The organism is Halomonas sediminis, from assembly GCF_044871105.1.
GTDB lineage: Bacteria > Pseudomonadota > Gammaproteobacteria > Pseudomonadales > Halomonadaceae > Vreelandella > Vreelandella zhuhanensis.
Genome location: NZ_CP085246.1, coordinates 3,025,402 through 3,048,789, shown reverse-complemented (window position 1 = coordinate 3,048,789; position 23,388 = coordinate 3,025,402). Strand labels below are relative to the sequence as shown.

Below are 23,388 nucleotides of genomic sequence, written 5' to 3'. Positions count from 1 at the left end.
GTCGAGCCGATTTCACTATGAATAGCCAACTGAATCTCTCCGCTGTCGAGCATCCTGCGTCAGGCCAGGCGCCGGTACTCGCCATGCACAACATTCGTCATGCTTATGGCCAGCACGTTGCCCTGGAAGACATCAGTCTGGAAATGCAGCCGGGGGAGGTGGTTTGCCTACTCGGCCCTTCGGGGTGTGGCAAGACCACTTTGTTACGTATCGTTGCTGGTCTTGAGGTGCTGCAACAGGGCAGCATGGCCTTCAATGGCACCACTATCAGTGCTCCCGGTATGGCGCATGTGCCGCCGGAAAAGCGCAACGTGGGTTTGGCATTCCAGGATTCAGCGTTATTTCCTCACCTTACTGTGCTCGAGAACATTACCTTCGGCCTCAAGTCCATGCCCGGGCGTGAGCGTCGTCGGCGCGGTATGGAGCTACTCGAGCAGCTGGGCATGAAGCAGTTTGCCTCCACCTATCCGCACACCCTTTCAGGGGGGCAGCAGCAGCGTATTGCGTTGGCCCGGGCATTGGCGCCGGAGCCGCAGTTGATGCTGCTGGATGAGCCGTTTTCAAGTCTGGATGCGCGGCTGCGCGATCGCATCCGCGACGATACGCTGCACTTGTTAAAGAAGGTAGGAGCGGGTGCGCTGTTGGTGACTCACGACCCCGAAGAAGCCATGTTCATGGCCGACCGCATCGCCCTGATGCACGAAGGGCATGTCCTGCAGATGGGAACGCCCCGCGAGCTTTACTGTGCGCCCCAGCATCCTTTCGTGGTGTCCTTCTTCGGCGACGTCAATGATCTGGAAGGCGAAGTGAAGAATGGAGCGGTGGAAACCCCGGTCGGGTCGGTGGCGGCCCCGGGGTTAGAAGAAGGCTGTCGCGTGCAAGTGATGATCCGCCCCGAAGCGCTGAATATAATCGAGCTTGACGAGCCGGCGCTGCATCGGCGTAGCCACATCATCATGGCCAAATTGCTGGGTCGCACCAGTTTGTTACATATCTGTGCCCACGATATACAGGGCCATGAGGCGCACCTGCATGCCCGGATGCCCGGGGTTTTTCTTCCCGCAGAAGGACAGCCGGTTTCGATTCAACTGGATCCTTCACAGGTGTTTATCTTTCCTCTCGACCTGGCCGCTTCCAGGGCGTGAGCGGCGCATGGCCACACTCAGCAGAATGACCGGAATGATACCCACCGCCACAATGGTCAATGAGGCGGTGGAGGCTTCGGCAAGCCGTTCATCCGCGGCCAGGTTGTGAGCACGCACCGCCAATGTATCGAAGTTGAAAGGCCGCAGAATAATCGTTGCCGGCAGCTCCTTCATGACATCGACGAATACCAAAATTCCGGCGGCCAATAGACTGCCGCGCATGATGGGGGTATGCACTCGGCGCAGGGTGCCACCCGGCGTTTGGCCCAAGGTTCGTGAGGCCGCATCCATACTGGGAGTTACCTTGCCCAGACTGGCTTCCAGTGTATTGAACGAGACGGCCAAAAAGCGCACTACGTAGGCATACACCAGAATAAAGGCGGAGCCACTGAATACCAGTCCGGCAATGATGCCATAATGCTCACGCAAGAAACTATTGAGCTGATCATCCAGCCAAGCGAAAGGGATCAAGATGCCTACCGCGACGACCGAGCCGGGCACGGCATACCCCATGGCCGCAATGCGAGTGGCACTGCGCGTTACCGGGCCGGGATGAAGGCGTACCCCATAGCTCAGGATAAGCGCTAAGCCGACGGCCACTGCTGCGGCTGCTGTCGCCAACACCAGGCTGTTAGCGGCAAATTCAAGAAACTGTGTGCCAAACAGTCTGTCACCCTGGCGCACGGCAAGGTGACCCAGAAGGCCACTGGGGATCAGAAAGCCGATCAATATTGGCAAGCTGCAGGCGCTAAAAGCGGCAAGGCTGCGCCAACCGTCGAGCTGGTATTCAGGTAGTTGCTGATAGCGGCTTGATGTATGAAAGTAACGCCGCTTGCCTCGCGACCAGCGCTCCAATAGCACAAGTACAATGATGAACGCTAGCAGGCAGGCGGCCAGCTGGGCGGCAGCTACTTGTTCGCCCATGCCGAACCAGGTGCGATAGATCCCGGTGGTAAAGGTATCCACGCCAAAGTATTGCACCGCGCCGAATTCGTTGAGTGTCTCCATCAGTACCAGCGAAACCCCGCCGACAATCGCCGGGCGCGCCAAGGGCAATGCGACGCTGCTGAATAGCCGCCAAGGGCCGCGTCCCAAGGTTCGTCCCACATCCAGAACGCAGACCGATTGTTCGAGAAAAGCGACCCGCGCCAGCATATAGACATACGGATAAAGCACTAGCGTGATCAGCGTGGCCGCACCCCCCAGCGAACGGATATTGGGAAAGTAGTAATCGTCCCGACCCCATTCGAAGACCGCTCGCAACCAGCTTTGCAACGGCCCGGCATACTGCAGAAAATCGGTGTAGGCATAAGCAATGACATAGGTCGGCACCGCTAACGGCAGCAATAAGGCCCATTCGAAAAGTCGACGCCCTGGAAAACGGCACATCACCACCAGCCAGGCGGTGCCGGTACCGATCACGAAAGTGCCCATGCCCACCGTTACCACCAGAAAAAGGGTATTGCTCAGATAGCGACCCAGGACGGTACTGGCGAGGTGCTGCCAGATCCCATCGGTGGGCATGAAAATATGCGCAAGTACCGTTATCACCGGCAGGGCTACGATCATGGCAATGACAATGGTCAAAGCGCTCCAGGCATTGAAGCGCAGGGATAATCGTCGAGTAAGTGATGGGCGTCGTAGAGCGGCTGAACGGGCCAAGCGGTAACTCCTTCCGGTAGGTAGGGCGAAAACCAGCTGAATGTAATTGGATGGCGGATGAGAATAGTATCACTCAGTGTCTATGCCTGCAGCCTGTGTCAGGCCTATGAACGCAACCTGGACCATGAACCACAATGCCCGCCGCTTTTCAGCGGCGGGCATTGTGGTTATTAATCCCTGCTCATCAACTCGGATGGGGCCAACCCAAAGAAAACAATTAACCCAGCAAGATGGCCGGCAAACCGGTAATCAACCAGGGGAAGAAGGCCATCAACAGGCATGCCAGGATGATCAAGGCCACGAACGGAATCACCGCCTTGTACAGATCGACGATTTCCACCCCGGGCGGTGCCACCCCTTTGAGATAGAATAGGGCGTAGCCGAACGGCGGTGTCAAAAACGAGGTCTGCAGCACCACCGCGACCATCACCACGAACCACAGCATATCGATCCCCATGGCCTCGACGATGGGCAACATGATCGGGAAGCTGAGCAGCACGATGCCGGTCCAGTCGAGGAACATGCCCAGGATGAACACCAGAAACAGCATCAGGATCAAGGCCCCGGTGGTGCCACCGGGCATGGCCAGCACCAGGTCGCTGATTACGCTCATGCCACCACCGCGGGAGAACACCCCGGTGAAGGCCGTGGCCCCGACTAGGACCAGCATGACCATGGTGGTGGTCTTGCTGGCATCGATCAGGGTGTTGTAGCAGGTCTTGAGTTTGCGGTCGCCAAAGATCATGAACAGCAGAAAGGCGATGAATACCCCGATGGCCGAGGCTTCCGTGGCCGTGGCCACCCCGGTGAACAAGGCCCCCAATACCCCGAGGATCAATGCCATGGGCGGCAGAACATACTTGAACAGCATGATCAGCAGTTCGCCGGTGCTAGTCTGGGCGCGTTCTTCCGCCGGCACCTTCGGGCCGTACTCGGGCTTGATGTAGCAGATGATCAGCACATAGAGCGCGTACATCACCCCCAGCATCAACCCCGGCACCAGGGCCCCCGCAAACAGCGCTCCTACCGAGACCGGCGAGTAGCTGGCCATCAGGATCAGCATGATGCTGGGCGGAATCAGGATGCCCAGACAGCCGCTGGCCATGATCACCCCGGCACTCAGCTCCTTGTTGTAGCCATACTTGAGCATCGGCACCAGGGCGATCATGCCCATCACGGCTATCGAGGCGCCCACGATGCCGGTGGTTGCGGCCAGCAGCACCGACACGATGACCACCGTCAATGCCAGGCCGCCCTGCAGGTTAGCGAGCAACAGGCGCATGGCATCGAACATCTTCTCGGTGACCCCCGAGTCGTTCAGAAACCGCGCCATCAACACGAACAGCGGGATCGCCACCAGTACGTAGTTATCCATGGCATTGCCATAGATGTTGTTGATCAGGGTACCCATCACATTCAGGCCAGGACCCACAAGGGCGCCAATGACCGCAACGCCGCCTAGCACAAACGCCAAGGGGTGACCCATGAACAGCCCCACCATCAACCCGGCGAACATCACCAGAGTGAGCATTTCCGGACTTAAATTCATGCCTGTTCCTCCCGCAGTTGCTGAATAGCCCGGATGAAGATCGCGATGCCTTGCAGCAGGATCAGTACCGCCGCCACGAAGATGACGCCTTTAATCGGGTAAACCGGGATCGCGACCATGCCATAGGTGGTTTCGCCACGGCTGAACGAACGCATGAAGAAACTCCAGCCGAGGCTGATCAGCATCCACATGAAGGGCACGAAGAAGATCAGGTAGCCGATAATATCGAGTATCGCCTGCTTCTTGCGTGAGAGTAACCGTTTGACCACGTCGACCTCGACGTGAGCATGATGGCGCAGTCCATAGGCCGCCATCAGCATGAAATGCGCTCCGAACAGCATCTTGGTGATGTCGAAAGCCCAGTCGCTGGGGCGACCGGTGAAGAAGCGCAATGCAATATCGTAAAGGACTATGAGCGCGATAATCGCAATCAGCGGCGCAATGATTCGCCCGAACACTTCATTGAGCGTATCGATCGCCTTGGCAATTGCATTCATGGAGGAACTCCGCAATCAATACGAAAAAACCGCCCCGATGCCAGGCATCGAGGCGGCGTTGAGCGCCTTACAGGCAGGCTTCGATTTCTTCCAGTGAGGGCAGGTTGTCGATGGTACGGCTCATGTTGAACGGCGCGGTGATATCACGCCAGTTAGCATAATGCTCCATGTAGCTGACCATGGAATGATAAACCTTGGCATGCATCGGATCTTCACAGGCGCCGCGGACGATCACTTCATTGGTGATGTCCTGAATGCGTGCGAGGTCTTCGTCAGAGAACTGGTTGATTTCGACACCGGCTTCCTGGAACTTGATGGTGCCTTCGGTGGAACCCCGTTCGGACCAGGAAAGCGACCAGGCCATGGTGGCTTCGGCAGCGATCTTCAGCTTGTCTTGGGTCTCTTCGGAAAGTGCGTCCCAGGCATCCTTGTTGATCATGACACCGAAGACACTGGCAGACTGGTGCCAGCCCGGCGTGGCCCAGTATTCAGCCACTTCAGCAAAACCGGCCTCGTAGTCGACGCCCGGTGTGGAAAATTCACCGGCATCAATCACACCGCGCTCGATGGCCTGATAGACTTCACCGCCGGCGAGGGTGACCTGCGAGCCGCCGAGTTCTTCCAGAACGCGCCCTTGGTCACGTCCGGAAAGACGGATGCGCTTGCCGTCGAGGTCGGCCAGGCTTTCGATGGGGGTACGTCCCATGAAACCGGATTCGTTATTGGTGATCCCGTACGGCAGGTAGACCATATTGTAGTTGCCGTAGACTTCCTGGTAGAGGTCGAAACCGCCCCATTGTTGAATCCAGTTCAGGTAATCCACGCCGTTGAACAGGCTGGTGGTAGTGGCTAACGGCGAAAAGGCCGGGCTGCGGCCGGCCCAGTAACCGGGCCAATCACCCGCGGCTTCAATGCTGCCGGTTTCGGTGGCATCGAACACCTCGGTGCCGGGCATCAGGGTGCCGCCGGCACGGAAGTTGATTTCCAGCTCGTCACCGGCCAGTTTGTTGACCAGTTCAGCCCAGTGACGATCGATTTCGATCAGTGCCAGGTTGTCCGGCCAGGTGGTAGTCATGGTCCAGCGTTCCTGGGCCTGGGCGGTTGTGGAGAGGGCGGCAAGGGCGATACCGGCGGCGAGGCCGGTGATGGCAAATTGGGTTGTCTTCTTCATGGCATATTTCCTGGTGTTTGGCTTGTGAAATTTTTGGTCTTGATCATCGGGAAACAGGAAGGTGCAGTTGACGTGCACGTCAGGCGAAGCCTTGCCTAATCGGTCAACTGCCGCTTCAAACTAGCATATTTCAACCGTTGCGGCGCAATATCAGTAAGCGGTGTTTAAACTCTTAGTTAGTGGATGTTGCTAATTTTAATTATTATTTAATTCAATGAGTTGTGATTTTATTGGTGTATTCCAAGCATCGGGCAGGAATCAAAAGCCGTTGAAAAGCAGGCGGTATTAATACTAAAGTTGTAAGCAGGGCGCCTATTTAAAGGAACATGCATGCCGCATTTCTCCCCCAGCGAAATCTCAAAGCGTGCCGTCGGCCTGGTGGTTCACCATGCCTGTCGGCTGGAACGGCGAGGCTGGCGTAATCTGGTGTGGTTGCGTGGCGATGCAGCTGACTGCCATCGGCTCGCCCTGGCGTTATGGCAAGCGCATTCCTGGCAAGCGCCTCTCTGGGTGGGAGACCCCGCGCCAGTTATTGAAGCTATCAGCCCACGCCAGGCACGCACGCGGCTAGGCGCCGAGCATGGGCTGGTCATCATCGACGCGGTAAGCCAAGCCAACGGGTTTGACCCGGACGCCCTGGGTGCGCTTTCCGGCACCTTGCAAGCCGGAGGGCTATTGGTGCTGATGACGCCGATTGACTGGGGCGAAACGCCGGATGCCGACTATGCTCGATTTGCCGATTACCCCCACGCCTGGTCCTCGTTATCCGCCAATTATCTGAAGCGCTTGGCGCAACTGCTGCATCGCTCCAACCAGGTGGTGGATTGGCAGGCTGACCAATGCCCGCGATTGCCCCGGCTTTCGGCAAGGCCGAAGCTTGCAACGCTAGGTGAATGCGATCAAGTTCTAGCCTCTGAGTGCGTGACGCCCGACCAGGCGGCGGTGGTGCAGCAATTGACCCATCTGCGTCGCCGCCGACCGCTTGTGATCACCGCCGACCGTGGGCGCGGCAAGAGTGCGGCCCTAGGCATTGCCAGTGCCCAACTGCTGCAGTCCGGTGTGGCATTGGTGGTGCTCAGCGCGCCTCGCCCGAGTGCCGTCGAAGCGGTATTCGAACGGCTGGAAGTGCTGTGTCCACAAGGCCTGCGTGATGGCTTACGCTTTGTGCTTCCCGGCGCCGGTGAGGTTCGCTTCGTCGCGCCGGATGCCCTGACGCGTCAGGTGGTGGAAAATAGCCTGGGCGGCAAGGGCAGCTATCTACTGGTCGATGAAGCCGCTGCGATTCCCGCGGCCCTGCTCGGCACCTGGCTGGAAGCCTTTCCACGCATCGCTTTTGCCACCACGGTTCATGGCTATGAAGGCTCGGGGCGCGGATTTGCTTTGCGTTTTCGCGCCCAACTGGACCAACGCACCCCCGATTGGCGTCAAATCGAGATGCAAACGCCGGTACGCTGGTCAAGCGGGGATCCCTTGGAAGAGGTCACGTCGTCACTTCTATTGCTCGATGCCCAGCCGGGGCCAGTATCCTTCCAGCCAGTTGAAGTGGTCTCGCTGAAGCGAGCGGACCTGGCGCATGACGAGCCTCGCTTGCGAGCGGTATTCGGCCTGCTGGTACAGGCGCATTATCGCACCACGCCCAGTGACCTGCGTCAGTTGCTCGATGGCCCCAGTACGCGGTTGCAAGTAGTCAAGGCGAAGGATTGGCCACAGGCGGTGCTGGTCACCCGGGATGAAGGCGGCTTCGATAGCGCGATGGCGGACCGGGTAGCACGGGGCGAGCGGCGCCCCCAGGGCCATTTGCTGGCGCAATCACTGGCCGCTCATGCTGGCTCTCGCGAGGCGGTAATGCGGCGCTGGCGGCGAGTGACGCGTATCGCCACGCACCCAGAGCGCCGCCGTGAAGGCTTGGGCCGGGCATTGATCGAAGCGGATATTCCGCTGGCGCGAGCGCAAGGCCGTGAAATTTACGGTGCCACCTTTGGTGCCGACCCTGATCTGCTGGCCTTCTGGCGTGCGCTAGGTTTCACTCCGCTGCGCCTAGGCTTGAAGCGGGATACGACTACCGGGGAGCATGCGTTAATGGTGGCGCAAGGGCTTACTGCGCAGGGACGCGCCCTGGTTGAGCAGCTACGCCGGCGTTTCCATGCGGCCCTGCCTGGGTTGCTCGCCTTTGAACTGACCAATTTGCCGGCCGCGGTGGCGACCGCCTTGCTCGCCGACCTGCCGAAACCCGCCGTCTCGGAGGCGATACGTCAGGACCTTGAGGATGTGGCCTTCGCCCAGCGTGAACCGGCCTTGGCGCGACCGGCGATTCAGGCATTGGTATTGCATGGGTGCCAACGACCGTTGGCCGCAGCGGACCAGCAAAGTTGTCGGCAATTGGCGGGCTGGGCCTTCCAGGGCTGGGCGCTGGACAAAGCACGGCGCACGGCAACTCTTGAGTTGCGGCAGGCGGTGGCTGCGCTGCTGCACGCCGAGGTACTTTGATCGGCGAAATCAAAAAGATCGGCATTGCTGGAACGGTGCCGATCTTCTAAGAAGCTCTATCTCAAAAAGCTCTACCCCAGGTAGGCGTTGAGCATCCAGACGGTCTTTTCCTGTTCGCGGATATAGTCTCCGGCCTGGGAAGCGGTGCCTTCGTCATCGGCATCCGACGCCAGCGACAGAACGTCACGCTGCAGTTCGATCAAGGTCTGGTAGCCCTTGAGAATGCCTCGCACGCAGGCTTCGCCATCCTGTACGTCCTTGGCTTCTTGGATGTCGGCCATCGTCACGTAATCGCTGTAGGCGTGTACCGGCGTATGACCCAGGGTCAGGATGCGCTCGGCGACTTCATCCACCTTGGTCAACAGATCGGTGTAGAGTTCTTCGAACTTGGTGTGCAATTCGAAGAAGTGGGAGCCTTTCACGTTCCAGTGATAACCACGCACGTTCATGTAAAAGATCTGATAGTTCGCCAGAAGGTGATTGAGCTTTTCAGCGAGCTGGCTGGCGTTGCCTTCGTGCAAACCGATGCTGTTGGTCTCTGTCATGGAATATCTCCTTGTCTGGTGCGCTCATTTTGAGCGCTCGCCCACGCTTCAGGGTAAAGCGCTGCGCGAAAGAGGAAAAGTAACTTCTACTTATCGTTGCGATAGCGCTGCGCCATTAGTCTCTTTCACCCTAAATGCTGACGGTGGCTTGATTTTTCAAGGTCGAAGGTTTTTCAAGGTCGAAGTGCTGAGCTTGCCTGCCACAGCCGAATCACGTTCTCGCAGCGGTCGGCGAGGAGTTCGGGGGTATGGCGTAGCGCCTGTTCCAGAGACATGGGACCGTCCGCCAGGGCAAAGGCGGCCGTGACCCCTTCTTCCAGACAGGCATGCCAGTTATCTCCCAGGCTTCCGGCCAGTACCACCACCGGTTTGGCGTGCTGCCGGGCCAGGCGTGCCACGCCAATGGGTGTCTTGCCGGAAAGGCTCTGGCCGTCCAGGCGGCCTTCGCCGGTAATCACCAGGTCCGCCCGGGATAGGTGCTGGGTAAAATGGGTCTGTGCCATGATCATCTCGATACCCGGGCGCAATTTGGCCTGTAGAAAGGCATGGGCGGCAAAGCCCATCCCGCCGGCGGCACCGGCACCGGCTAGCGCACGGTAATCCTTGCCCAAGGTTGTGGCGCAAATAGTGGCAAAATGCTCGAGCGACTGGTCCAGAATGGCGACATCCTGTGCAGTGGCGCCTTTTTGCGGGCCGAATACCACGCTCGCGCCACGTTCGCCCAGCAAGGGATTGTCCACGTCCACCGCCGCCTCCATGCTCAATTGAAAGAGCCTGGGGTCCAGCTGGGTAATATCCAGGCTCGCCAACTGGGCAAGTGCCTTTCCACCGGGAGGCAGCGGCTGTCCTTGGTCATCCAGCAAACGAGCCCCCAGGGCGCTAAGCATGCCGGCACCGGCATCGTTGGTGGCACTGCCGCCCAGCAGGAGCAAAAGCCGCCGTGCACCTTGATCGAGAGCTGCACGTATCAGTTCGCCGGTGCCGAAGGAAGATGTGTGTCCGGCATCGCGTTCTTCCGGCGCAAGGTGCTGTAGTCCATTGGCTTCAGCCAGCTCGATAAAGGCGGTATGCTGCTCGGCAAGCCAGCCCCAAGCGGCCTCGATGGGGCGACCCAGAGCATCTTGTACCGTTGTCAGGCGTCGCTGGGCGCTAGTGGCGGCAATCAAGGCCTCAAGGCTACCCTCGCCACCATCGGCCAGGGGGCAGGAAACCACTGTGGCATCAGGGGCAGCCCGCAGCACGCCGCGAGCCATGGCCGCAGTAGCCGCCTGGGCACTCAGGGCATCCTTGTAACTGTCCGGACAAAGCAGGATATTCATGGGCACGATCTCCGCAAACGGCTGTCACTGAGGCATAGCATGGTGAGCTTAACGCGAACCGGTGGCGCCGGACCAGGCAAGCCGCTTTACAGAGGATTCCCAATGCAGTGGAAACTACTCAGTATGGTCGGGGTGCTAGGGCTGGTAGGCTGCCAGGTAGTGCCGGACCGCTTGCCGCAGGCAGAACCCGACCCAGACTCGGCTTGCCATTTCGTGAGCGAGGCCGCCGACCCCTTGACGGCCGGGGTGGAAGTGTTGACCGAATGGGGGTTCTCGCTGGATGCGTCGGATACCGACCTTGGTCTGGTCAGTGCCAGCCGTAGCAGTGAACTGCTCGCCTATGATCCCTGGCAAGATCTCCATGGCTGGTATGCAGGAGGCACGCGGGTTTTCGGAAGTATCGGGTTGGGCAGCCGGGGAGGCTTTTCCACAGGGGTCATGCTGGGCTACGGAGGTATCGGACAGCGGCCCACGGAAGTGGAGCGGGTAACGCTACTGGTCGATGAAAATGAGGTGCGGGTGTCACGCGATATTCGCCGCTTCGATCAGCTCGGGGATCTGCGCGAAGCGCGCAGCGCCAGCGATGCCGATTTCTGTCAGCGCCTGTATCAAGCCATGGCAGCGTTTTCTCAAGAGCCTTCTCAAAAGCAGGAAGCCGCGCCATGAGTTGCCGTCTGCTAGCGGGTTGTTTATTGCTGATCATGGTGGCGGGCTGTGCCGCCACACCGCCTGTGCCTCCGAGTGAAATGACACTTTCGGCACCCGCCGAAACGACATTGCGTCAGGCGGTTGAGCTGCTGGTGGAACAGGGCTACGTGATTCGGCATGCCGACCTTGCACTGGGGCGCGCGGAAGCGTCGTTGGCACGCTGGCCGGAATATCGCGTGACACTTCAGGTGATCGAACAAGGCGAGAATGCCAGCCTCATCCGGGTAATGGCGCAACGGGGTGGAAAGCCTCTGCCCGCCTACCTGCTTGACCCTTGGTTAGCCAGCCTTCAGGCCAAGATGGGGCTGGCTCACTGAATTTTATCGCTGCAATGAGATTAACTAACAAACAACCAGGTGAGGCTGATCGTAAGATGAGGCTAACAAGACCTTTGCGTGCCGGTGGGTGGAAAGGCGCTGCGTTATTGCTGTTGGGCATGCTGAGCGCCAATGTAAGCGCTCACCCTCATGGGTGGATAGACCTGAGTGTGCGGGTGATGACCGATGAGCAAGGCCGGGTGGAAGGGTTGCGTCAAACCTGGCGGATGGACCCTTTTTATAGCCTGGTGGTACTCGAAGAACTTCAGCAGGTAGAAGGCGACAACCTGGATGCCGCCCTGGATCAACTCGGGCATGAAATTCGCGCCAATCTGGCAACCCAGGGCTACTTCACCGAGATTTATCTCAATGACGAGCTGCAAGGGTTGGGTGAGGTCACCGATTATACCGTGATGGAGCGTGATGGGCGGGTCAGCTTCATGTTCATCTTACCGTTACAGACGCCGCAGCCTCTCACAGGAAGCATCCTGCGCTACCAGGTATTTGACCCAAGCTATTACCTGGAAGTGGTGCATGAAGCCGATCAAGGTGAACCGCTGGAGAGTGCCTTGGTTCTGAACGGTGAACAGCAGTGCCGGCTAGGCATCTTTCCCGCCGACCCTGATCCTGAACGCGTCATGGCGGCAGCCATGCTGGGCGCCGATGAGCAGGCGACACCGGGGCTGGGGCGCCACTTTGCGGAAACCGGGGAGGTGGCATGTCCGTGAACCGTCATCAAGCTCTCGTGCTCATCGTCCTGGTGGCTGTACTGGGAATGCTGGTTTATTGGGTGACCCAAGGCGGTTTCCAGACGTCCAGTTATCAGCTTCTGGCCTGGCAGCGTGAACTTCACCGTGGCTTGACGTTGGCTATCACCGAGCTTTCCCGAGAGCCTTCAAGTGCGGCTTGGACGACGTTGTTGGGAGTGAGCTTCGGCTATGGTGTCTTTCATGCGGCAGGGCCGGGGCACGGCAAGGCAGTGCTGGCAACATACCTGGCCACGCATGGCGGTGCGGTGCGTAGAGCACTGGGGTTGTCATTCGCTGCTTCCCTGCTTCAGGGTGTCACCGCCATCGCCCTGGTAATGGTGCTGGTACATGGACTCGGCTGGGTGACACGCCAGGCCATGGGAAGTGTCGCCTGGGTCGAGCAGGGAAGTTTTCTGTTGGTGGCAGGGCTTGGCTTGTGGTTATGCTGGCGTGCCGTCAGGCAATTGCACCGGGCCTATCGCCACTCAGCTGATACTCACGACCACGACCACGACCACGACGACAATAGCCATTGCTGTGGCGGGGCGCACCATATCGAGCCTTCCCAGGCGTTGGACTGGCGTACCGCCCTGATGACGGTGGGTGCCATCGGCATGCGGCCTTGCTCGGGAGCGGTACTGATGCTGGGGGCGGCAAGCTTGCTTGGGCAGTTTGCGGTGGGAGTTGCGGCGGTGTTGGTCATGTCGCTGGGGACTGCCCTGACCGTTTCCGCCTTGGCATTAGCCAGTGTGGTGGCGCGGGGCTGGGCACAAAAACGCTTGGCACGTCAGAGCAGTCAACAAGGGCTTCAGCGGGTCACCGGCTGGGCCGCCTTGAGCGGCGGACTAATCATTGCCGCCTTGGGAATTTCCTTGAGCGTTGCGGGCGTCACGCAACCCGCCGGTGGTGGGCCCTTGCTCAATGAGCCGCAGCCCCGTACTAGCCTGCTTAGCGGTCAGGACGGTTGAGAGTCGAGCTGCAATCCTTCGATCTGAGCCAGTAGATGGTCGCGCATGGCGGCCAGTCCGTTCTTGCCGTAAGGTTCCGCGCTACCCTGCCCCCATACCGGGGCGGGCCAGGCAGCGTCATCCTTGCGCCGTATGACCACATGCACATGCAGTTGCTCGACGACATTACCCAGGGTGGCGATATTGAGTTTATCCCCGTGACAATCGGCCTTCATGACTTCGCCGATGGCGGTGGCTTCACGCCACAGTTGGCGCTGATCCTCTTCACAAAGCTCGAAGACTTCCCTGACAGCGGGGCGCCGGGGTACTAGGATAATCCATGGAAAGCGGGCATCATCCATCAGTAATACCCGACACAGCGGAAGCTCGGTCACGGGGAATGTATCGGCTTGCAGGCGTTCATCCAGTTCCAGATCGTTCATGGCGGTTCCTTGTCGCGAGAAGATGATTTTTATCATAGCAGGCTTGCTGCAACACGGGAGTAGGCTGGATAAAAGCGGTTGAGAAAGCTAAGCAAAACCGCGAAATGCTGTTACGCTGAAGCACATAAGTTTCCTTATGTCTTGTTCTATGGTTAAGGAGAATCACAATGAAAAAGCTACTCGCAATGAGCTTTATCTTATTGTTGTCCGCCGGTGTTCTGACAGGTTGCAACACCATTGCAGGGGCGGGACAGGATGTACAGGAAGGAGGAAGAGCCGTAGAAGAAGCGGCCGAGTAATACGATATGCCTGGCAAAAATTGATTAAAAGATAAGACGGGGTAAGCAGAAATGCTTGCCCCGTTGCCTTTAACGTCTCGAAAAGGGAGCTGCCCGATGGTCATTCCACGCAATGTCGCGTTACAAACTGCCGGAGCAGGGTTGGCGCTGATACTGACTGCTTGCACGACAGCGCAAATGCCTCCGGCACCTTCGGCACCCAAGCCCGCCCCGCTTGAGGAGAGCGCCGCAGCAGAGCAGGAGCCATGTGATGCCGAGGCGGTACAGGACGAGATAGGCCGCACCTTCAGCGAGAACGATGCACAACGGATCAAGCAGCAAAGCGGTGCCAATCAAGTGCGGGTGCTGCGTCCAGGCGAGGCCGCTACCATGGACCATCGCCCCGACCGCCTTAATATTCATCTCAACGAGCGAGACGAGATAATCCAACTGCGCTGTGGCTAGCTTCGCCGATAAATGAACATTGTACTCAGGTGCGTTTCCTTGCTTAGTGCTCAGGGTTGGATGGTGGCCGCCTGCCTGCCTGCCGCAACGCTCTAGCTGCAAGGTCTGGTTTCAGTCGTAGCGTTCCTTCCAGCGCTGGCGGCGAACCTGATCCTTGAGCATTTCCAGTACCTCAACCACCACCTGTTCGGATACCTTGGCGCTATGGTCATTGACCCGCAGCCAGGTGTCGAAGCCGTTGTCCGCCACGCCTTCGACAAGGGCGTTGAACTCGCGAGAATGAATCCCGAGCGCTATTTCATCGACCAGCCGGCGGGCGATACCGCTTAGTGATTCATTCATTGCCTGGGTGATTTGATGCCCCATGGGCAAGCGGCTCAGACGCTGAATTTCCGGACTCTCGCGCAGGGTACGCCCGACCACTTCAGTGATGTAGGTCATGATGTCCTGGCGATTGCGCTGATAGGTGCCACCCACCATGTCTTCAAGTCGCTGGGCAATTTCATGGATGAGCTGCTGTTTGCGAGGCCTCACCACACGTTCGATGAGCTGTTCGGTCAGAGAATCGCTGGCTTGCACCTGATGTTTCACATCGTCGAGCAGGCGCAGGGCGATACGGTCGGAAAGTTCTTCCAGCAGTATCTCGTAATACTTGGCAAGAAAGGCGTAAATGGCCCACTGTTCGACGTGGATCCATCCCAGCCGCTGTAAGCGATAGAGCAGCGATACCACCCGCAGGATACGCAACAGGCGAAAACCGCCCAAGGGGATACAGCCCAGGACGTCGTACCAGTGAACGAAGGGGTAAAAAAACCAACGGTGATAGCGCCGTTCGACGATGGCAACTGCCCAGCCCAACAGTACGTCGGCAACGAAAATGGCCACGAATGCCAAGTCGATACGCATGAAATTGGCATGGATGTTTTGGGCATAGAAGGCATGAAAATCAGGCGCCATACGTTCCAGTCCATCACTCATGTAATCCAACAAAAATAATGAATCAAACAGGAGTAGGCTCAGGTTGATCACGACCGCGGCCAGGATCAGCATATCCCAGGCCAGATGAACATATTCCACGTTCTTGGGGAGCCTACGCGACGTGGCTGGAGCCGTCATGGATGCTTCTCGTCCAGGTGATAGGAACTTTCGCGCGCAGCGCAAGGCGAGTGGTTAACTGCCATTGGCATTACTCCTGATGAGTGTGGGAAGGCTTGTTATCGTCGTGGTGAGCCGGTTTGGTTTTACTGGCGTGCCACGGCAACTGGCCTTCTATCTCGATATGCAAGGTGAAACCCAGGAAGGCACGCACCAGAACGACCGCTGCCAACGTCGCCACTTGCGAACCGGTGTTGGCGATGATCACCGTCTTGATTAGATCGCCTGCGATCAGAAAGTCCAGGCCTATCAGAAGCGACCTTCCCACTGCATGGCGATAGTCGAGATAAGCCAGGTGAGTGCTGCCTTTTACCTTGGGGTTTCGCAGGAAACGGTAGGTGGCGAAAATGAAACCGGCCACGATAACCACTACCCCGGCCACTTCTACGCCCAAGGCAACGAAGTCGATGATGGTGATAAAATGTTCCATGCATGTCTCGCCTTTGAGTGATTGAAACAAACTCATTTAACAGAATGGCGATGTTTGCCGTATTCAGCAAAATATCCGGCCGCAGCCGGAATGATCAATATTATTTCAGATACTGCATTTTTCAGGTGCTAGCGTTTATGGAGAAGGCTACTCCTTGGCAAGACGCTGCGTTTCATAATGCTGTTCATGCGTGCGGCGGGCCTCTACTTCGGCCTGTTTGCGTAGTTTCTTGCGAAGGGTGGCCTTGTCGAAACGTAGCTTTTGCAGCGATGTTTCCAATTTGAGCGGAGGGACTTCAGCAGGAGTGCCTTTCTCATCCACAGCGACCATGCTCAAATAACAGCTATTGGTATGGCGTATCACCTTGTTACGGATGTCTTCAGCAAGCACCTTGATGCCGATTTCCATCGACGAGCGCCCCACATGGTTGACCGAGGCCAGAAAGGTGACCAGCTCGCCAACGTGAATCGGTTGCTTGAACAATACCTGGTCCACTGAAAGCGTGACCACATAACTGCCCGAGTAGCGACTGGCACAGGCGTAGGCAACTTCATCGAGCTTCTTGAGAATGGCGCCACCATGCACCTTGCCGCTGAAATTAGCCATATCCGGCGTCATCAATACGGTCATGCTCAGTTCGTGCTGACATAGGAGGTCATTGTTATACACGGCCATGGGCTCCAGACGTGAGGGGTATCACTTTCATGATTTCAGCAAAACGCTCGTCCAAGGTTACAACACCTGAGACGAGCGTAACCATGCAAAGAAGAAATTTAGAACCAGGTCAGACCGATACTGATAATCGCTCCGGTAATGAATAGCTGAATCAGACAGAAACCCATGATGTCCTTGGCCTTGAGGCCGGCAATAGCAAGTACCGGCAATGCCCAGAAAGGCTGCAGCAGGTTGGTCCAGGCATCGCCCCAAGCCACTGCCATGGCGATGCGGGGGATATCGGCACCCAGGGCTTCAGCGGCAGGCAGCATGACCGGAGCTTGCACCGCCCATTGGCCGCCACCGGAAGGCACGAACAGATTGACGATACCGGCACTCAAGAACGACCAGAACGGCAGTGACGTCTCGGTAGCGAAGGAAATCAGCCATTCCGACATGCTCTGGGCCAAGCCGGATTGAACCATGATCGCCATGATGCCGGCGTAAAAAGGGAACTGGATGACGATGCCGGCACCACCCTTGATCGCCTCGTTGAGACTATTGAGCAGGCTGCGTGGGGTACGGTGCAGCACAAGGGCCAGGAACAGAAAGAGAAAGTTGACGATATTCAAGTTCAAACCGCCGCCACGCAGCAGAAAATGATCGAGCAGGAACAAGAGCCCCGGTATCCCGATCATCCATGCCAGCGGCACGCTGTTTTCAAGCTTTTCCGCCGGGCGTATGGCGCGTCCTGGGACTTCGATCTGGTCGTCGAGGAGCTTGGGGTCGATATAGACGCTATCTTTCTCGTCGGGCAGCATCATCCGGTTGACCAGGGGGATGGCGATAAACAAACACACCACGATGGCCAGGTTGAAGAAGGCGAAGATGGTCGAGCCGGTGCCGATAATGCCGATCTGGTCGGCGGTGAAGTGGCCGTCGGTCGCAATGACCAGCGGAATGGAGCCTGCAAGCCCGCCATGCCACACCACAAAGCCGGAATAGGCGCTCGCCACCAGCAGGCGATAATCCACACGTATCAGGCGAGCCAGCTCCTTGGCGAACAGGGCACCTACCACCAGACCGAACCCCCAGTTGATCCAGCTGGCAGCCAGCGACACCAGCGTCACCAGCAAGATGGCGTTACCTGCATTGGTGGCCTTGCCGGCAATGCGCTGAAGAATACGCTTGATTGGCGGGGAGCTGGCGAGCATGAAGCCGGTGATCAACACCAGCAGCATCTGCATCGAGAAGGTCAAGAGGTTCCAGAAGCCGTCACCCCAAAAACGTAATACAGCGAGCGGCGTTTGACGCTCGACGGCGATCGCCGCCACGGCGGCAACCAAGGTAAGTAGCAACACGAAGATATAAGGGTCAGGCAGGTAGCGTTCCACCAACTTGACCGCAGGTTTCGAGATCATTTTAAGCATGAAATGCTCACTTTTATTGGGTTATAGAAGACGCGTCGCTAATATACGGATGATCAGGGGGGTCACCCGGTTAGAGGAGGCTTCAGGGTAGTTGATGACATGCTCGACTAACGTTAGCTCAGTTTTTAGAGCTCTCCTATAACCCAACTTCAACGATTATCGGGGGTTGGGTCGCCAGCACGAGCGGCGATAATGCAGGTAATAACTCACCAATACTACCGAGCGCACCAGTGTGAAAAGTGTGAAGGCGAGCCATAGGCCGTGATTGCCAAGGCCTGCAGTCAACCACCAGACCGGTAGGTAGACCGCCAGCCCGACGAAGATACTGTTACGCATTTCACGTACGGCGGTCGCGCCGATGAACACCCCGTCAAGTAAGTAACTCCATACCGCAATCAATGGCATGGCTACCATCCAGGGTAAGTAGATGGCTGCTGTGGCGCGCACCTCAGGCAAGCCAGTGAGCAGGGCAATCAGTGCATTGCCTCCCAGGGCAAAGGCGATGGCGGCCCCGGTCGCGGCGAGCAGCGAAAAGCGTGCCGCCGCACGCACGGTGACCGAAAACTCTTGCCAGTGACGGCGGCCGTAGGCACGTCCGACAAGCGATTCCGCTGCATGGGCAAAGCCATCCAGGGCATAGGAAGTGAGCATGATGAACTGCATCAATACCGCATTGGCCGCCAGGATGGTATCGCCCTGGCTTGCCCCCTGAGCGGTGAAGAACGCCATGGCGAACAGAAGGCCCAAGGTACGCACGAAGAGATTGGCATTGACCTGAAAAAGTTCCCGGTAAGCCGACAAGCGGGCGAGACGTTCGCGCAGAAATCGCCCCTCCAGCCGCTTGAGCCGACTAACGATCAACCAGCCCCCGGCTACCAGCGCCGTATAGTCGGCGATAACGCTGGCCCAGGCCACGCCATTGCTGGTCATGCCCAGCCCGACCACGAACAGCAGGTCCAGAAGAATGTTTACGCTGTTGGTGAGTACCAGCAGAATCAATATCACCCGGGAGTTCTGCTGACCCAGAAACCAGCCGATGATGGCATAGTTGGCCAGCACCGCAGGTGCCGAAAGAAGTCGGATCTGGGCATAGTCGCGGGCCAAGGTGGTGGCAGTTTCACTGCCGCCCAACAGCCATAATCCCAGTTGAATCAGGGGCTGCGAGAAGACGATCAACAGCACTCCGATGACCCCCGCCAGCAGTAACGACTGTCCCAGCAGATTGCGTACATCGTCATCGCTTTCGCGGCCGACCGCCTGGGCCACCAGGCCTGTGGTGCCCATACGCAGGAAACCAAATCCCCAGTAAAGGAAGCTGAACAGTGTCGCGCCCAAGGTAACCCCGGCCAGGTAGCTTGAATCCGGCAAATGGCCGACCACGGCAGTATCCACCAGCCCTAATAGGGGCACGGTAATGTTGGAGATGATGATCGGCCAAGCCAGCGTCCAGATGCGGGGGCGGGAAAAAGTGGTTACCGGCAAGGCGATGTCTCGTCTGGCGAAGGGAAACAAAAACGCCCCGTTGGCAGGCGGGGCGTCAGCAATGAGCTATCTACAAGCCCATATTTACAAGAATTCAGGCCGCGGTGATGCGGTTATATTTTTGCATCAGCTGGTCATGGTCTTCTGGGCGGTTCGGGTCGAGCGGGATGCAGTCTACGGGGCAGACCTGCTGACACTGCGGTTCGTCGTAATGGCCGACGCATTCCGTACACAGATTGGGATCGATCACATAGATCTCCTCCCCGGCGGAAATGGCATCGTTGGGGCATTCCGGTTCGCAGACGTCGCAGTTGATGCACTCGTCGGTGATAATCAGGGCCATGGGCATACCTCGCGAATGGCTAGCGTGACACAGTCGGCAAATAGCCGAGTGTTTTGGTCAGGTAAAGACGACAGTCACGTAGTGTAGTGGTTGCGCAGCGCTTGTGCGACCTGAGGATGCACCAGAGAGCCAATATCGCCGCCGAGCTTGGAAATTTCACGCACCAGCGTCGAGGAAATGTAGGAATTTTCCACCGCCGGGGTCAGAAACACGCTTTCCAACTCCGGGTTCTGGGCGCGGTTCATGTTGGCCAGTTGCAGCTCGTATTCAAAATCCGAGGCGGCGCGCAAGCCACGCAGGATGATGGTAGCATCCTGGTCCTTCATCAAGGTGGTCAGAAGGCCGGAAAAGCCGATGACTTCCACGTTGGGCAAGTCGGCACATACCGTTCTTGCCAGCTCGATACGGGTATCTAATGAGAGCGTCGGACTTTTCCCAGGACTTGCGGCAATCGCCACCACTACCTTGTCCCACATACGGGCGGCCCGCTCTATCAAGTCGAAATGGCCATGGGTAATGGGGTCGAAAGTGCCGGGATAGACCGCGGTATTCATGAATTTTCGCCTCCTTCGTCTTCAACATGGCCAAAGGGGTTGGGCACCTTGAGAGACACCGAATGGGCATAGCCGGGAATCGTGATGCTGTCGGCGTGAACGGTAAGTTCGGGACCTTCGAGCACTGCTTCACCAAACTGATAGCGGGGCTGATAGTGACCCAGGTCAGCTTGGTCGAGGTAGGCCTGGGCCTGCTCGCGGACGGCTTCACGTCGTGATTTCCATGCCGCTAGTGCCCGGCTTCCATGACGCTGAAGCAGCAGCTTTTCGGTCACCTGGGGCGAAAGCACCACGCCTGTGGCGTTGTTGCCACCAAAGCCCTTGGCATTGATGAAGGCGGCATCCGCCGTGAAAGCTTGCGGTTCAGCAAACAGGCGCAGGCGTTCGCCATGAACATCGTCGGCCACGGCATCCAGGGTGGGAATGCCGGGAAGCAGGCCATGAGCGAAGCTGCTCAAGGCACTGGTTAGCTGATCACCTGCTGCCGAGCCTTGCGAATGGCCGACAAACGCCTTGACCGCCACCAACGGCCAGTCGAATAGCCCGTTGGCGCGCGCCACCTGGTCGAATACATGCGATTCGGTGGTGCGGTTCTTCGGCGTGCTGGTGCCGTGGGCATGCACAAAAGTGCGTTCCCGCAAGGCTTTTTCTCCGAGGATGTCGCGTGCCAGGGAGACGGCCTTGCCCAAGGTAATGTAATTGCCGATACCCGGTGCAGAGATCGAACGCTTGTAACCATCGGCATTGACGAATACATCCGGCACCGAGCCCAGGATATCGGCACCGATTTCCATGGCCAGGCTGTCATCCATCAGTAATACAAATTGGCTAGCCTCAGCCATGGTGAAGCCACAGTTGCGAGCGAAAGGGCGGCAGGCGCGCTGGTAGTCGCTGTCGGTCAGCAGGGTCAACGCATCCAGCGCTTTCAAGCTGAGATCGTCGGCCAGGGCGCCCATGGCGCGGAAACCTTCGATGATTTCCGGGGTGATCGGTGCATCTGCGGTGCCCACCATGACAACGCGACGCCGGCCGGCGCGAATATCGTCGATTCCCAGGCGCAGGTTATACAGAAAGCTGGCGCAGGCGCCCAAGGCCGCACCGGTACCGCCAACACTGCCCAGCACATAGGCATTGAGAAAATCGGCCGGCATCTGGCCGTAACCCAGTGGCATTTGCTTGGAGGTGGCGCGATTGCCGCTGACCAGGTTCTTGAGCAGGCCACCCCACCCTTGGTCATCCATCTGGCCGATGGAATTGCCGGCATATACCGCGATCAGGTCCGGATCGAGGCGTTGGCGCAAGCTCTCCCAATGAAGGCCGCTGGCGCCCAGGCAGTCACTGGCAGCGAAGATTGCCATGGACAAGCCGCGTGGATGGTGCACGCTGCGATAAAGGCCGGCCGGGTCGAAACCGCTTGGCAGTTGTGCCGCGGTGGATACCTTGGACGTCTGGGCATCCGGCAGCAGCACATCCAGGCTTCCGGCCGGCACCGTGACTTCCACCTGACGGGCATCCAGGGGGCGCACTTCCCAGCTAGGCGGAATATGCTCGGGCAATTGGCGTCTGGGCAGGCGAAAACGCAGAGGCGCCTCGAACCCCATGCTGGCCTGTCGATTGGTCGCCAGGCCCGGTGCCTGAAAGCGCGGGTCTTCGTTGCGGCGTACCAGCGTATGGTTGAGTACCTGGTCGTGAAACTGCTCCGAAGGCGCCTCGACGCGGTTGCCCGAGGCGTCTTGCCAGCCAGTTTCAGTAGCTTTCACAAGACGCATCAGGGCAGCCAAGCCGTCTAGCGTCTGGCGCTGTTGGTCAGCGGGAAGGGCATCAAGCACGGTGCGGCGAAAGGCCTGGTGGCCCGAGGTTCTGCCGGCGGGATTGATGCCGCCCATGCCGACAATCACCGGTAAGTGTGACAAGCCGGGTTCCTCGTTGAACGGTGGTTATCAGTATCAGGCCTGTGATGATAGCACCGGCGATGTGACTGCGTCATGCCGCAGCGCCGTGAGACTGGTAGAATCCGGGCTTTATATCGCCAAGAGGCCGGGATGCAACACAATTCACGCCAGGTAGTGTCCAATCAAGCTGGGCCGCATCAGGACTTGCCGCGCCGCGTCAGTCGCGCTCTGGCCCATCCGATGCAAAAACCGATTGCCGAGCATACCCGCCAGGGGTTTGCCTTGGCTGAACAGTGGTACGCGCAGCGACATGAACTGCCGCTAATCGTGGATGCCGGGTGCGGGGTGGGCGTGTCGACACGGCACCTGGCGCAGCAATTTCCCGATCATGCGGTAATCGGCGTGGACCGCAGCGCCGACCGCCTGAGCCGTGAGCATGGCCATTTGCCCTCCAACGCCTTGTTGGTCAGGGCCGACCTGGTGGATTTCTGGCGTCTTCTGTATCAGGCCGAATGGCCGCTTGCCTACCATTACCTGCTGTACCCCAACCCTTACCCCAAAGCGGGACACCTGAAGATGCGCTGGCATGGGCACCCGGTATTTCCCACGCTCCTGGCGCTGGGCGGACGCCTGGAACTGCGCTCCAACTGGCAGATTTACGTGGAAGAGTTTGCCCAGGCGGTTACCCAGGTAACCGGCAAGGCGGCCACCATTGAACGGTTTTACCCGGGGGATGATTATCTGACACCCTTTGAAGCCAAATACAACCAGAGTGGCCAGGCATTGTGGCGCTCAGTAGTGGAGCTGGAGCGAAAATGGCCTTTGTTTACCTGATCCTGGCGATCATCGCGGAAGTTGTCGCCACCAGTGCGCTAAAGGCCTCGTCGGGGTTTACCCAGCCGGTGCCTACCTTGGTGGTCGTCGTGGGCTATGGCCTGGCTTTTTATTTGTTGAGCCTGGTGCTGCGCAGCCTGCCGGTGGGGTTGGCCTATGCCATCTGGGCTGGGCTGGGCATTGTGCTGGTGACAGTGGTGGGAATGGTAGTGTACGGCGAAAAGCCGGACTTGCCGGCGGTGATCGGCATTGGCTTTATTGTGGTGGGGGTGGTTACCCTGCAGCTGTTTTCCAATATGACTGTGCATTGAAGTGAAGGTGAGAGCAACGTG

25 protein-coding genes are annotated in these 23,388 nt (G+C 58.3%); 10 read left to right on the top strand and 15 right to left on the bottom strand.

Translation table 11 applies throughout. From position 1 onward, the window contains the following. Positions 1-17 precede the first annotated feature (17 nt). Positions 18-1,145: an ABC transporter ATP-binding protein gene (locus LG290_RS14375; RefSeq protein WP_499835384.1), complete on the top strand. Its 1,128-nt coding sequence runs from the start codon at positions 18-20 to the stop codon at positions 1,143-1,145. On the opposite strand, the gene LG290_RS14370 is transcribed toward LG290_RS14375, so the two are convergent. The 4 genes from LG290_RS14370 to dctP all read right to left on the bottom strand — a co-directional run bounded on the left by LG290_RS14370 (position 1,098) and on the right by dctP (position 6,024). Further along, entirely contained in the window at positions 1,098-2,714 is a 1,617-nt protein-coding gene (locus LG290_RS14370) for an ABC transporter permease (protein WP_499837118.1), read from the bottom strand. The two genes, LG290_RS14375 and LG290_RS14370, sit on opposite strands and share 48 nt — an antisense overlap. 310 nt (positions 2,715-3,024) lie before the next feature. Beyond that, a complete protein-coding gene (locus tag LG290_RS14365) occupies positions 3,025-4,356 on the bottom strand; it encodes a TRAP transporter large permease (RefSeq protein ID WP_499835383.1) in 1,332 nt (443 codons plus the stop codon). Next, a complete protein-coding gene (locus LG290_RS14360; RefSeq protein ID WP_499835382.1) occupies positions 4,353-4,853 on the bottom strand; it encodes a TRAP transporter small permease subunit in 501 nt (166 codons plus the stop codon). Before LG290_RS14360 ends, LG290_RS14365 begins: the two co-directional genes overlap by 4 nt. 67 nt (positions 4,854-4,920) lie before the next feature. Then, a complete protein-coding gene (gene dctP, locus LG290_RS14355; RefSeq protein ID WP_499835381.1) occupies positions 4,921-6,024 on the bottom strand; it encodes a TRAP transporter substrate-binding protein DctP in 1,104 nt (367 codons plus the stop codon). Positions 6,025-6,354: 330 nt separating this feature from the next. Here dctP and LG290_RS14350 point away from each other — a divergent pair, with 330 nt between their 5' ends. Then, entirely contained in the window at positions 6,355-8,511 is a 2,157-nt protein-coding gene (locus tag LG290_RS14350) for a tRNA(Met) cytidine acetyltransferase TmcA (RefSeq protein WP_499835380.1), read from the top strand. Positions 8,512-8,582: 71 nt separating this feature from the next. Here the strand turns inward: LG290_RS14350 and LG290_RS14345 are convergent, their stop codons facing one another. Then, complete coding sequence (locus LG290_RS14345; protein WP_499835379.1) at positions 8,583-9,056, bottom strand: Dps family protein; 474 nt, start codon at positions 9,054-9,056, stop codon at positions 8,583-8,585. 173 nt (positions 9,057-9,229) lie between these two features. Beyond that, positions 9,230-10,375: a glycerate kinase gene (locus tag LG290_RS14340; protein ID WP_499835378.1), complete on the bottom strand. Its 1,146-nt coding sequence runs from the start codon at positions 10,373-10,375 to the stop codon at positions 9,230-9,232. Positions 10,376-10,477: 102 nt separating this feature from the next. Here LG290_RS14340 and LG290_RS14335 point away from each other — a divergent pair, with 102 nt between their 5' ends. Genes LG290_RS14335 through LG290_RS14320 form a run of 4 tightly spaced genes read left to right on the top strand, consistent with a single transcriptional unit; the run spans position 10,478 to position 13,117 of the window. Then, positions 10,478-11,041, top strand: coding sequence for a hypothetical protein (locus LG290_RS14335; RefSeq protein WP_499835377.1), 564 nt, complete (start codon positions 10,478-10,480; stop codon positions 11,039-11,041). After that, positions 11,038-11,400 carry a hypothetical protein gene (locus LG290_RS14330; RefSeq protein WP_499835376.1) on the top strand — a complete coding sequence of 121 codons (363 nt, stop codon included), beginning with the start codon at positions 11,038-11,040 and terminating at the stop codon, positions 11,398-11,400. The genes LG290_RS14335 and LG290_RS14330 overlap by 4 nt, the downstream gene beginning before the upstream one ends. Before the next feature lie 56 nt (positions 11,401-11,456). Next, a complete protein-coding gene (locus LG290_RS14325; RefSeq protein ID WP_499835375.1) occupies positions 11,457-12,128 on the top strand; it encodes a DUF1007 family protein in 672 nt (223 codons plus the stop codon). Next, positions 12,119-13,117, top strand: a complete 999-nt coding sequence (locus tag LG290_RS14320) for a nickel/cobalt transporter (protein ID WP_499835374.1) — start codon at positions 12,119-12,121, stop codon at positions 13,115-13,117. Before LG290_RS14325 ends, LG290_RS14320 begins: the two co-directional genes overlap by 10 nt. On the opposite strand, the gene LG290_RS14315 is transcribed toward LG290_RS14320, so the two are convergent. Next, entirely contained in the window at positions 13,105-13,539 is a 435-nt protein-coding gene (locus LG290_RS14315) for an HIT domain-containing protein (RefSeq protein WP_499835373.1), read from the bottom strand. The genes LG290_RS14320 and LG290_RS14315 overlap by 13 nt on opposite strands. 167 nt (positions 13,540-13,706) lie before the next feature. On the opposite strand from LG290_RS14315, the gene LG290_RS14310 reads away from it, so the two are divergent. Both LG290_RS14310 and LG290_RS14305 read left to right on the top strand, forming a co-directional pair. Continuing rightward, positions 13,707-13,838 carry an entericidin A/B family lipoprotein gene (locus LG290_RS14310; protein WP_499835372.1) on the top strand — a complete coding sequence of 44 codons (132 nt, stop codon included), beginning with the start codon at positions 13,707-13,709 and terminating at the stop codon, positions 13,836-13,838. A gap of 96 nt (positions 13,839-13,934) precedes the next feature. Beyond that, a complete protein-coding gene (locus tag LG290_RS14305; RefSeq protein ID WP_499835371.1) occupies positions 13,935-14,282 on the top strand; it encodes an I78 family peptidase inhibitor in 348 nt (115 codons plus the stop codon). A 111-nt stretch (positions 14,283-14,393) separates the two neighbouring features. Here LG290_RS14305 and LG290_RS14300 read toward each other — a convergent pair whose 3' ends face one another. From LG290_RS14300 to LG290_RS14265, 8 genes are all read right to left on the bottom strand, one after another. Beyond that, a complete protein-coding gene (locus LG290_RS14300) occupies positions 14,394-15,398 on the bottom strand; it encodes an ion transporter (RefSeq protein ID WP_499835370.1) in 1,005 nt (334 codons plus the stop codon). A gap of 70 nt (positions 15,399-15,468) precedes the next feature. After that, a complete protein-coding gene (locus LG290_RS14295; protein WP_499835369.1) occupies positions 15,469-15,867 on the bottom strand; it encodes a DUF1622 domain-containing protein in 399 nt (132 codons plus the stop codon). Between the two features lie 147 nt (positions 15,868-16,014). Beyond that, on the bottom strand, positions 16,015-16,497 hold the full coding sequence (locus LG290_RS14290) for an acyl-CoA thioesterase (protein WP_499835368.1): 483 nt from the start codon (positions 16,495-16,497) through the stop codon (positions 16,015-16,017). A gap of 143 nt (positions 16,498-16,640) precedes the next feature. Continuing rightward, entirely contained in the window at positions 16,641-17,951 is a 1,311-nt protein-coding gene (locus tag LG290_RS14285; RefSeq protein WP_499835367.1) for a short-chain fatty acid transporter, read from the bottom strand. 156 nt (positions 17,952-18,107) lie between these two features. Next, positions 18,108-19,433 (bottom strand): MATE family efflux transporter, encoded by a 1,326-nt coding sequence (locus LG290_RS14280; protein WP_499835366.1) that lies wholly within the window; start codon positions 19,431-19,433, stop codon positions 18,108-18,110. A gap of 94 nt (positions 19,434-19,527) precedes the next feature. After that, entirely contained in the window at positions 19,528-19,776 is a 249-nt protein-coding gene (locus LG290_RS14275; RefSeq protein ID WP_160419036.1) for a YfhL family 4Fe-4S dicluster ferredoxin, read from the bottom strand. A gap of 74 nt (positions 19,777-19,850) precedes the next feature. Beyond that, entirely contained in the window at positions 19,851-20,330 is a 480-nt protein-coding gene (coaD, locus tag LG290_RS14270) for a pantetheine-phosphate adenylyltransferase (RefSeq protein ID WP_499835365.1), read from the bottom strand. After that, positions 20,327-22,216, bottom strand: coding sequence for a beta-ketoacyl synthase (locus LG290_RS14265; protein WP_499837117.1), 1,890 nt, complete (start codon positions 22,214-22,216; stop codon positions 20,327-20,329). The genes coaD and LG290_RS14265 overlap by 4 nt, the downstream gene beginning before the upstream one ends. Positions 22,217-22,372: 156 nt before the next feature. On the opposite strand from LG290_RS14265, the gene trmB reads away from it, so the two are divergent. Both trmB and LG290_RS14255 read left to right on the top strand, forming a co-directional pair. Next, a complete protein-coding gene (gene trmB / locus LG290_RS14260; protein ID WP_499835364.1) occupies positions 22,373-23,056 on the top strand; it encodes a tRNA (guanine(46)-N(7))-methyltransferase TrmB in 684 nt (227 codons plus the stop codon). Further along, positions 23,038-23,367, top strand: coding sequence for a DMT family transporter (locus LG290_RS14255; protein ID WP_499835363.1), 330 nt, complete (start codon positions 23,038-23,040; stop codon positions 23,365-23,367). Before trmB ends, LG290_RS14255 begins: the two co-directional genes overlap by 19 nt. Positions 23,368-23,388: the final 21 nt, after the last annotated feature.

Coding starts and splice junctions, on each gene's coding strand:
- LG290_RS14375 (WP_499835384.1), top strand. CDS start 18: ATGAATAGCCAACTGAATCTCTCCGCTGTCGAGCATCCTGCGTCAGGC.
- LG290_RS14370 (WP_499837118.1), bottom strand. CDS start 2,714: ATGATCGTAGCCCTGCCGGTGATAACGGTACTTGCGCATATTTTCATG.
- LG290_RS14365 (WP_499835383.1), bottom strand. CDS start 4,356: ATGAATTTAAGTCCGGAAATGCTCACTCTGGTGATGTTCGCCGGGTTG.
- LG290_RS14360 (WP_499835382.1), bottom strand. CDS start 4,853: ATGAATGCAATTGCCAAGGCGATCGATACGCTCAATGAAGTGTTCGGG.
- dctP (WP_499835381.1), bottom strand. CDS start 6,024: ATGAAGAAGACAACCCAATTTGCCATCACCGGCCTCGCCGCCGGTATC.
- LG290_RS14350 (WP_499835380.1), top strand. CDS start 6,355: ATGCCGCATTTCTCCCCCAGCGAAATCTCAAAGCGTGCCGTCGGCCTG.
- LG290_RS14345 (WP_499835379.1), bottom strand. CDS start 9,056: ATGACAGAGACCAACAGCATCGGTTTGCACGAAGGCAACGCCAGCCAG.
- LG290_RS14340 (WP_499835378.1), bottom strand. CDS start 10,375: ATGAATATCCTGCTTTGTCCGGACAGTTACAAGGATGCCCTGAGTGCC.
- LG290_RS14335 (WP_499835377.1), top strand. CDS start 10,478: ATGCAGTGGAAACTACTCAGTATGGTCGGGGTGCTAGGGCTGGTAGGC.
- LG290_RS14330 (WP_499835376.1), top strand. CDS start 11,038: ATGAGTTGCCGTCTGCTAGCGGGTTGTTTATTGCTGATCATGGTGGCG.
- LG290_RS14325 (WP_499835375.1), top strand. CDS start 11,457: ATGAGGCTAACAAGACCTTTGCGTGCCGGTGGGTGGAAAGGCGCTGCG.
- LG290_RS14320 (WP_499835374.1), top strand. CDS start 12,119: ATGTCCGTGAACCGTCATCAAGCTCTCGTGCTCATCGTCCTGGTGGCT.
- LG290_RS14315 (WP_499835373.1), bottom strand. CDS start 13,539: ATGAACGATCTGGAACTGGATGAACGCCTGCAAGCCGATACATTCCCC.
- LG290_RS14310 (WP_499835372.1), top strand. CDS start 13,707: ATGAAAAAGCTACTCGCAATGAGCTTTATCTTATTGTTGTCCGCCGGT.
- LG290_RS14305 (WP_499835371.1), top strand. CDS start 13,935: ATGGTCATTCCACGCAATGTCGCGTTACAAACTGCCGGAGCAGGGTTG.
- LG290_RS14300 (WP_499835370.1), bottom strand. CDS start 15,398: ATGACGGCTCCAGCCACGTCGCGTAGGCTCCCCAAGAACGTGGAATAT.
- LG290_RS14295 (WP_499835369.1), bottom strand. CDS start 15,867: ATGGAACATTTTATCACCATCATCGACTTCGTTGCCTTGGGCGTAGAA.
- LG290_RS14290 (WP_499835368.1), bottom strand. CDS start 16,497: ATGACCGTATTGATGACGCCGGATATGGCTAATTTCAGCGGCAAGGTG.
- LG290_RS14285 (WP_499835367.1), bottom strand. CDS start 17,951: ATGCTTAAAATGATCTCGAAACCTGCGGTCAAGTTGGTGGAACGCTAC.
- LG290_RS14275 (WP_160419036.1), bottom strand. CDS start 19,776: ATGGCCCTGATTATCACCGACGAGTGCATCAACTGCGACGTCTGCGAA.
- coaD (WP_499835365.1), bottom strand. CDS start 20,330: ATGAATACCGCGGTCTATCCCGGCACTTTCGACCCCATTACCCATGGC.
- LG290_RS14265 (WP_499837117.1), bottom strand. CDS start 22,216: ATGGGCGGCATCAATCCCGCCGGCAGAACCTCGGGCCACCAGGCCTTT.
- trmB (WP_499835364.1), top strand. CDS start 22,373: ATGCAACACAATTCACGCCAGGTAGTGTCCAATCAAGCTGGGCCGCAT.
- LG290_RS14255 (WP_499835363.1), top strand. CDS start 23,038: ATGGCCTTTGTTTACCTGATCCTGGCGATCATCGCGGAAGTTGTCGCC.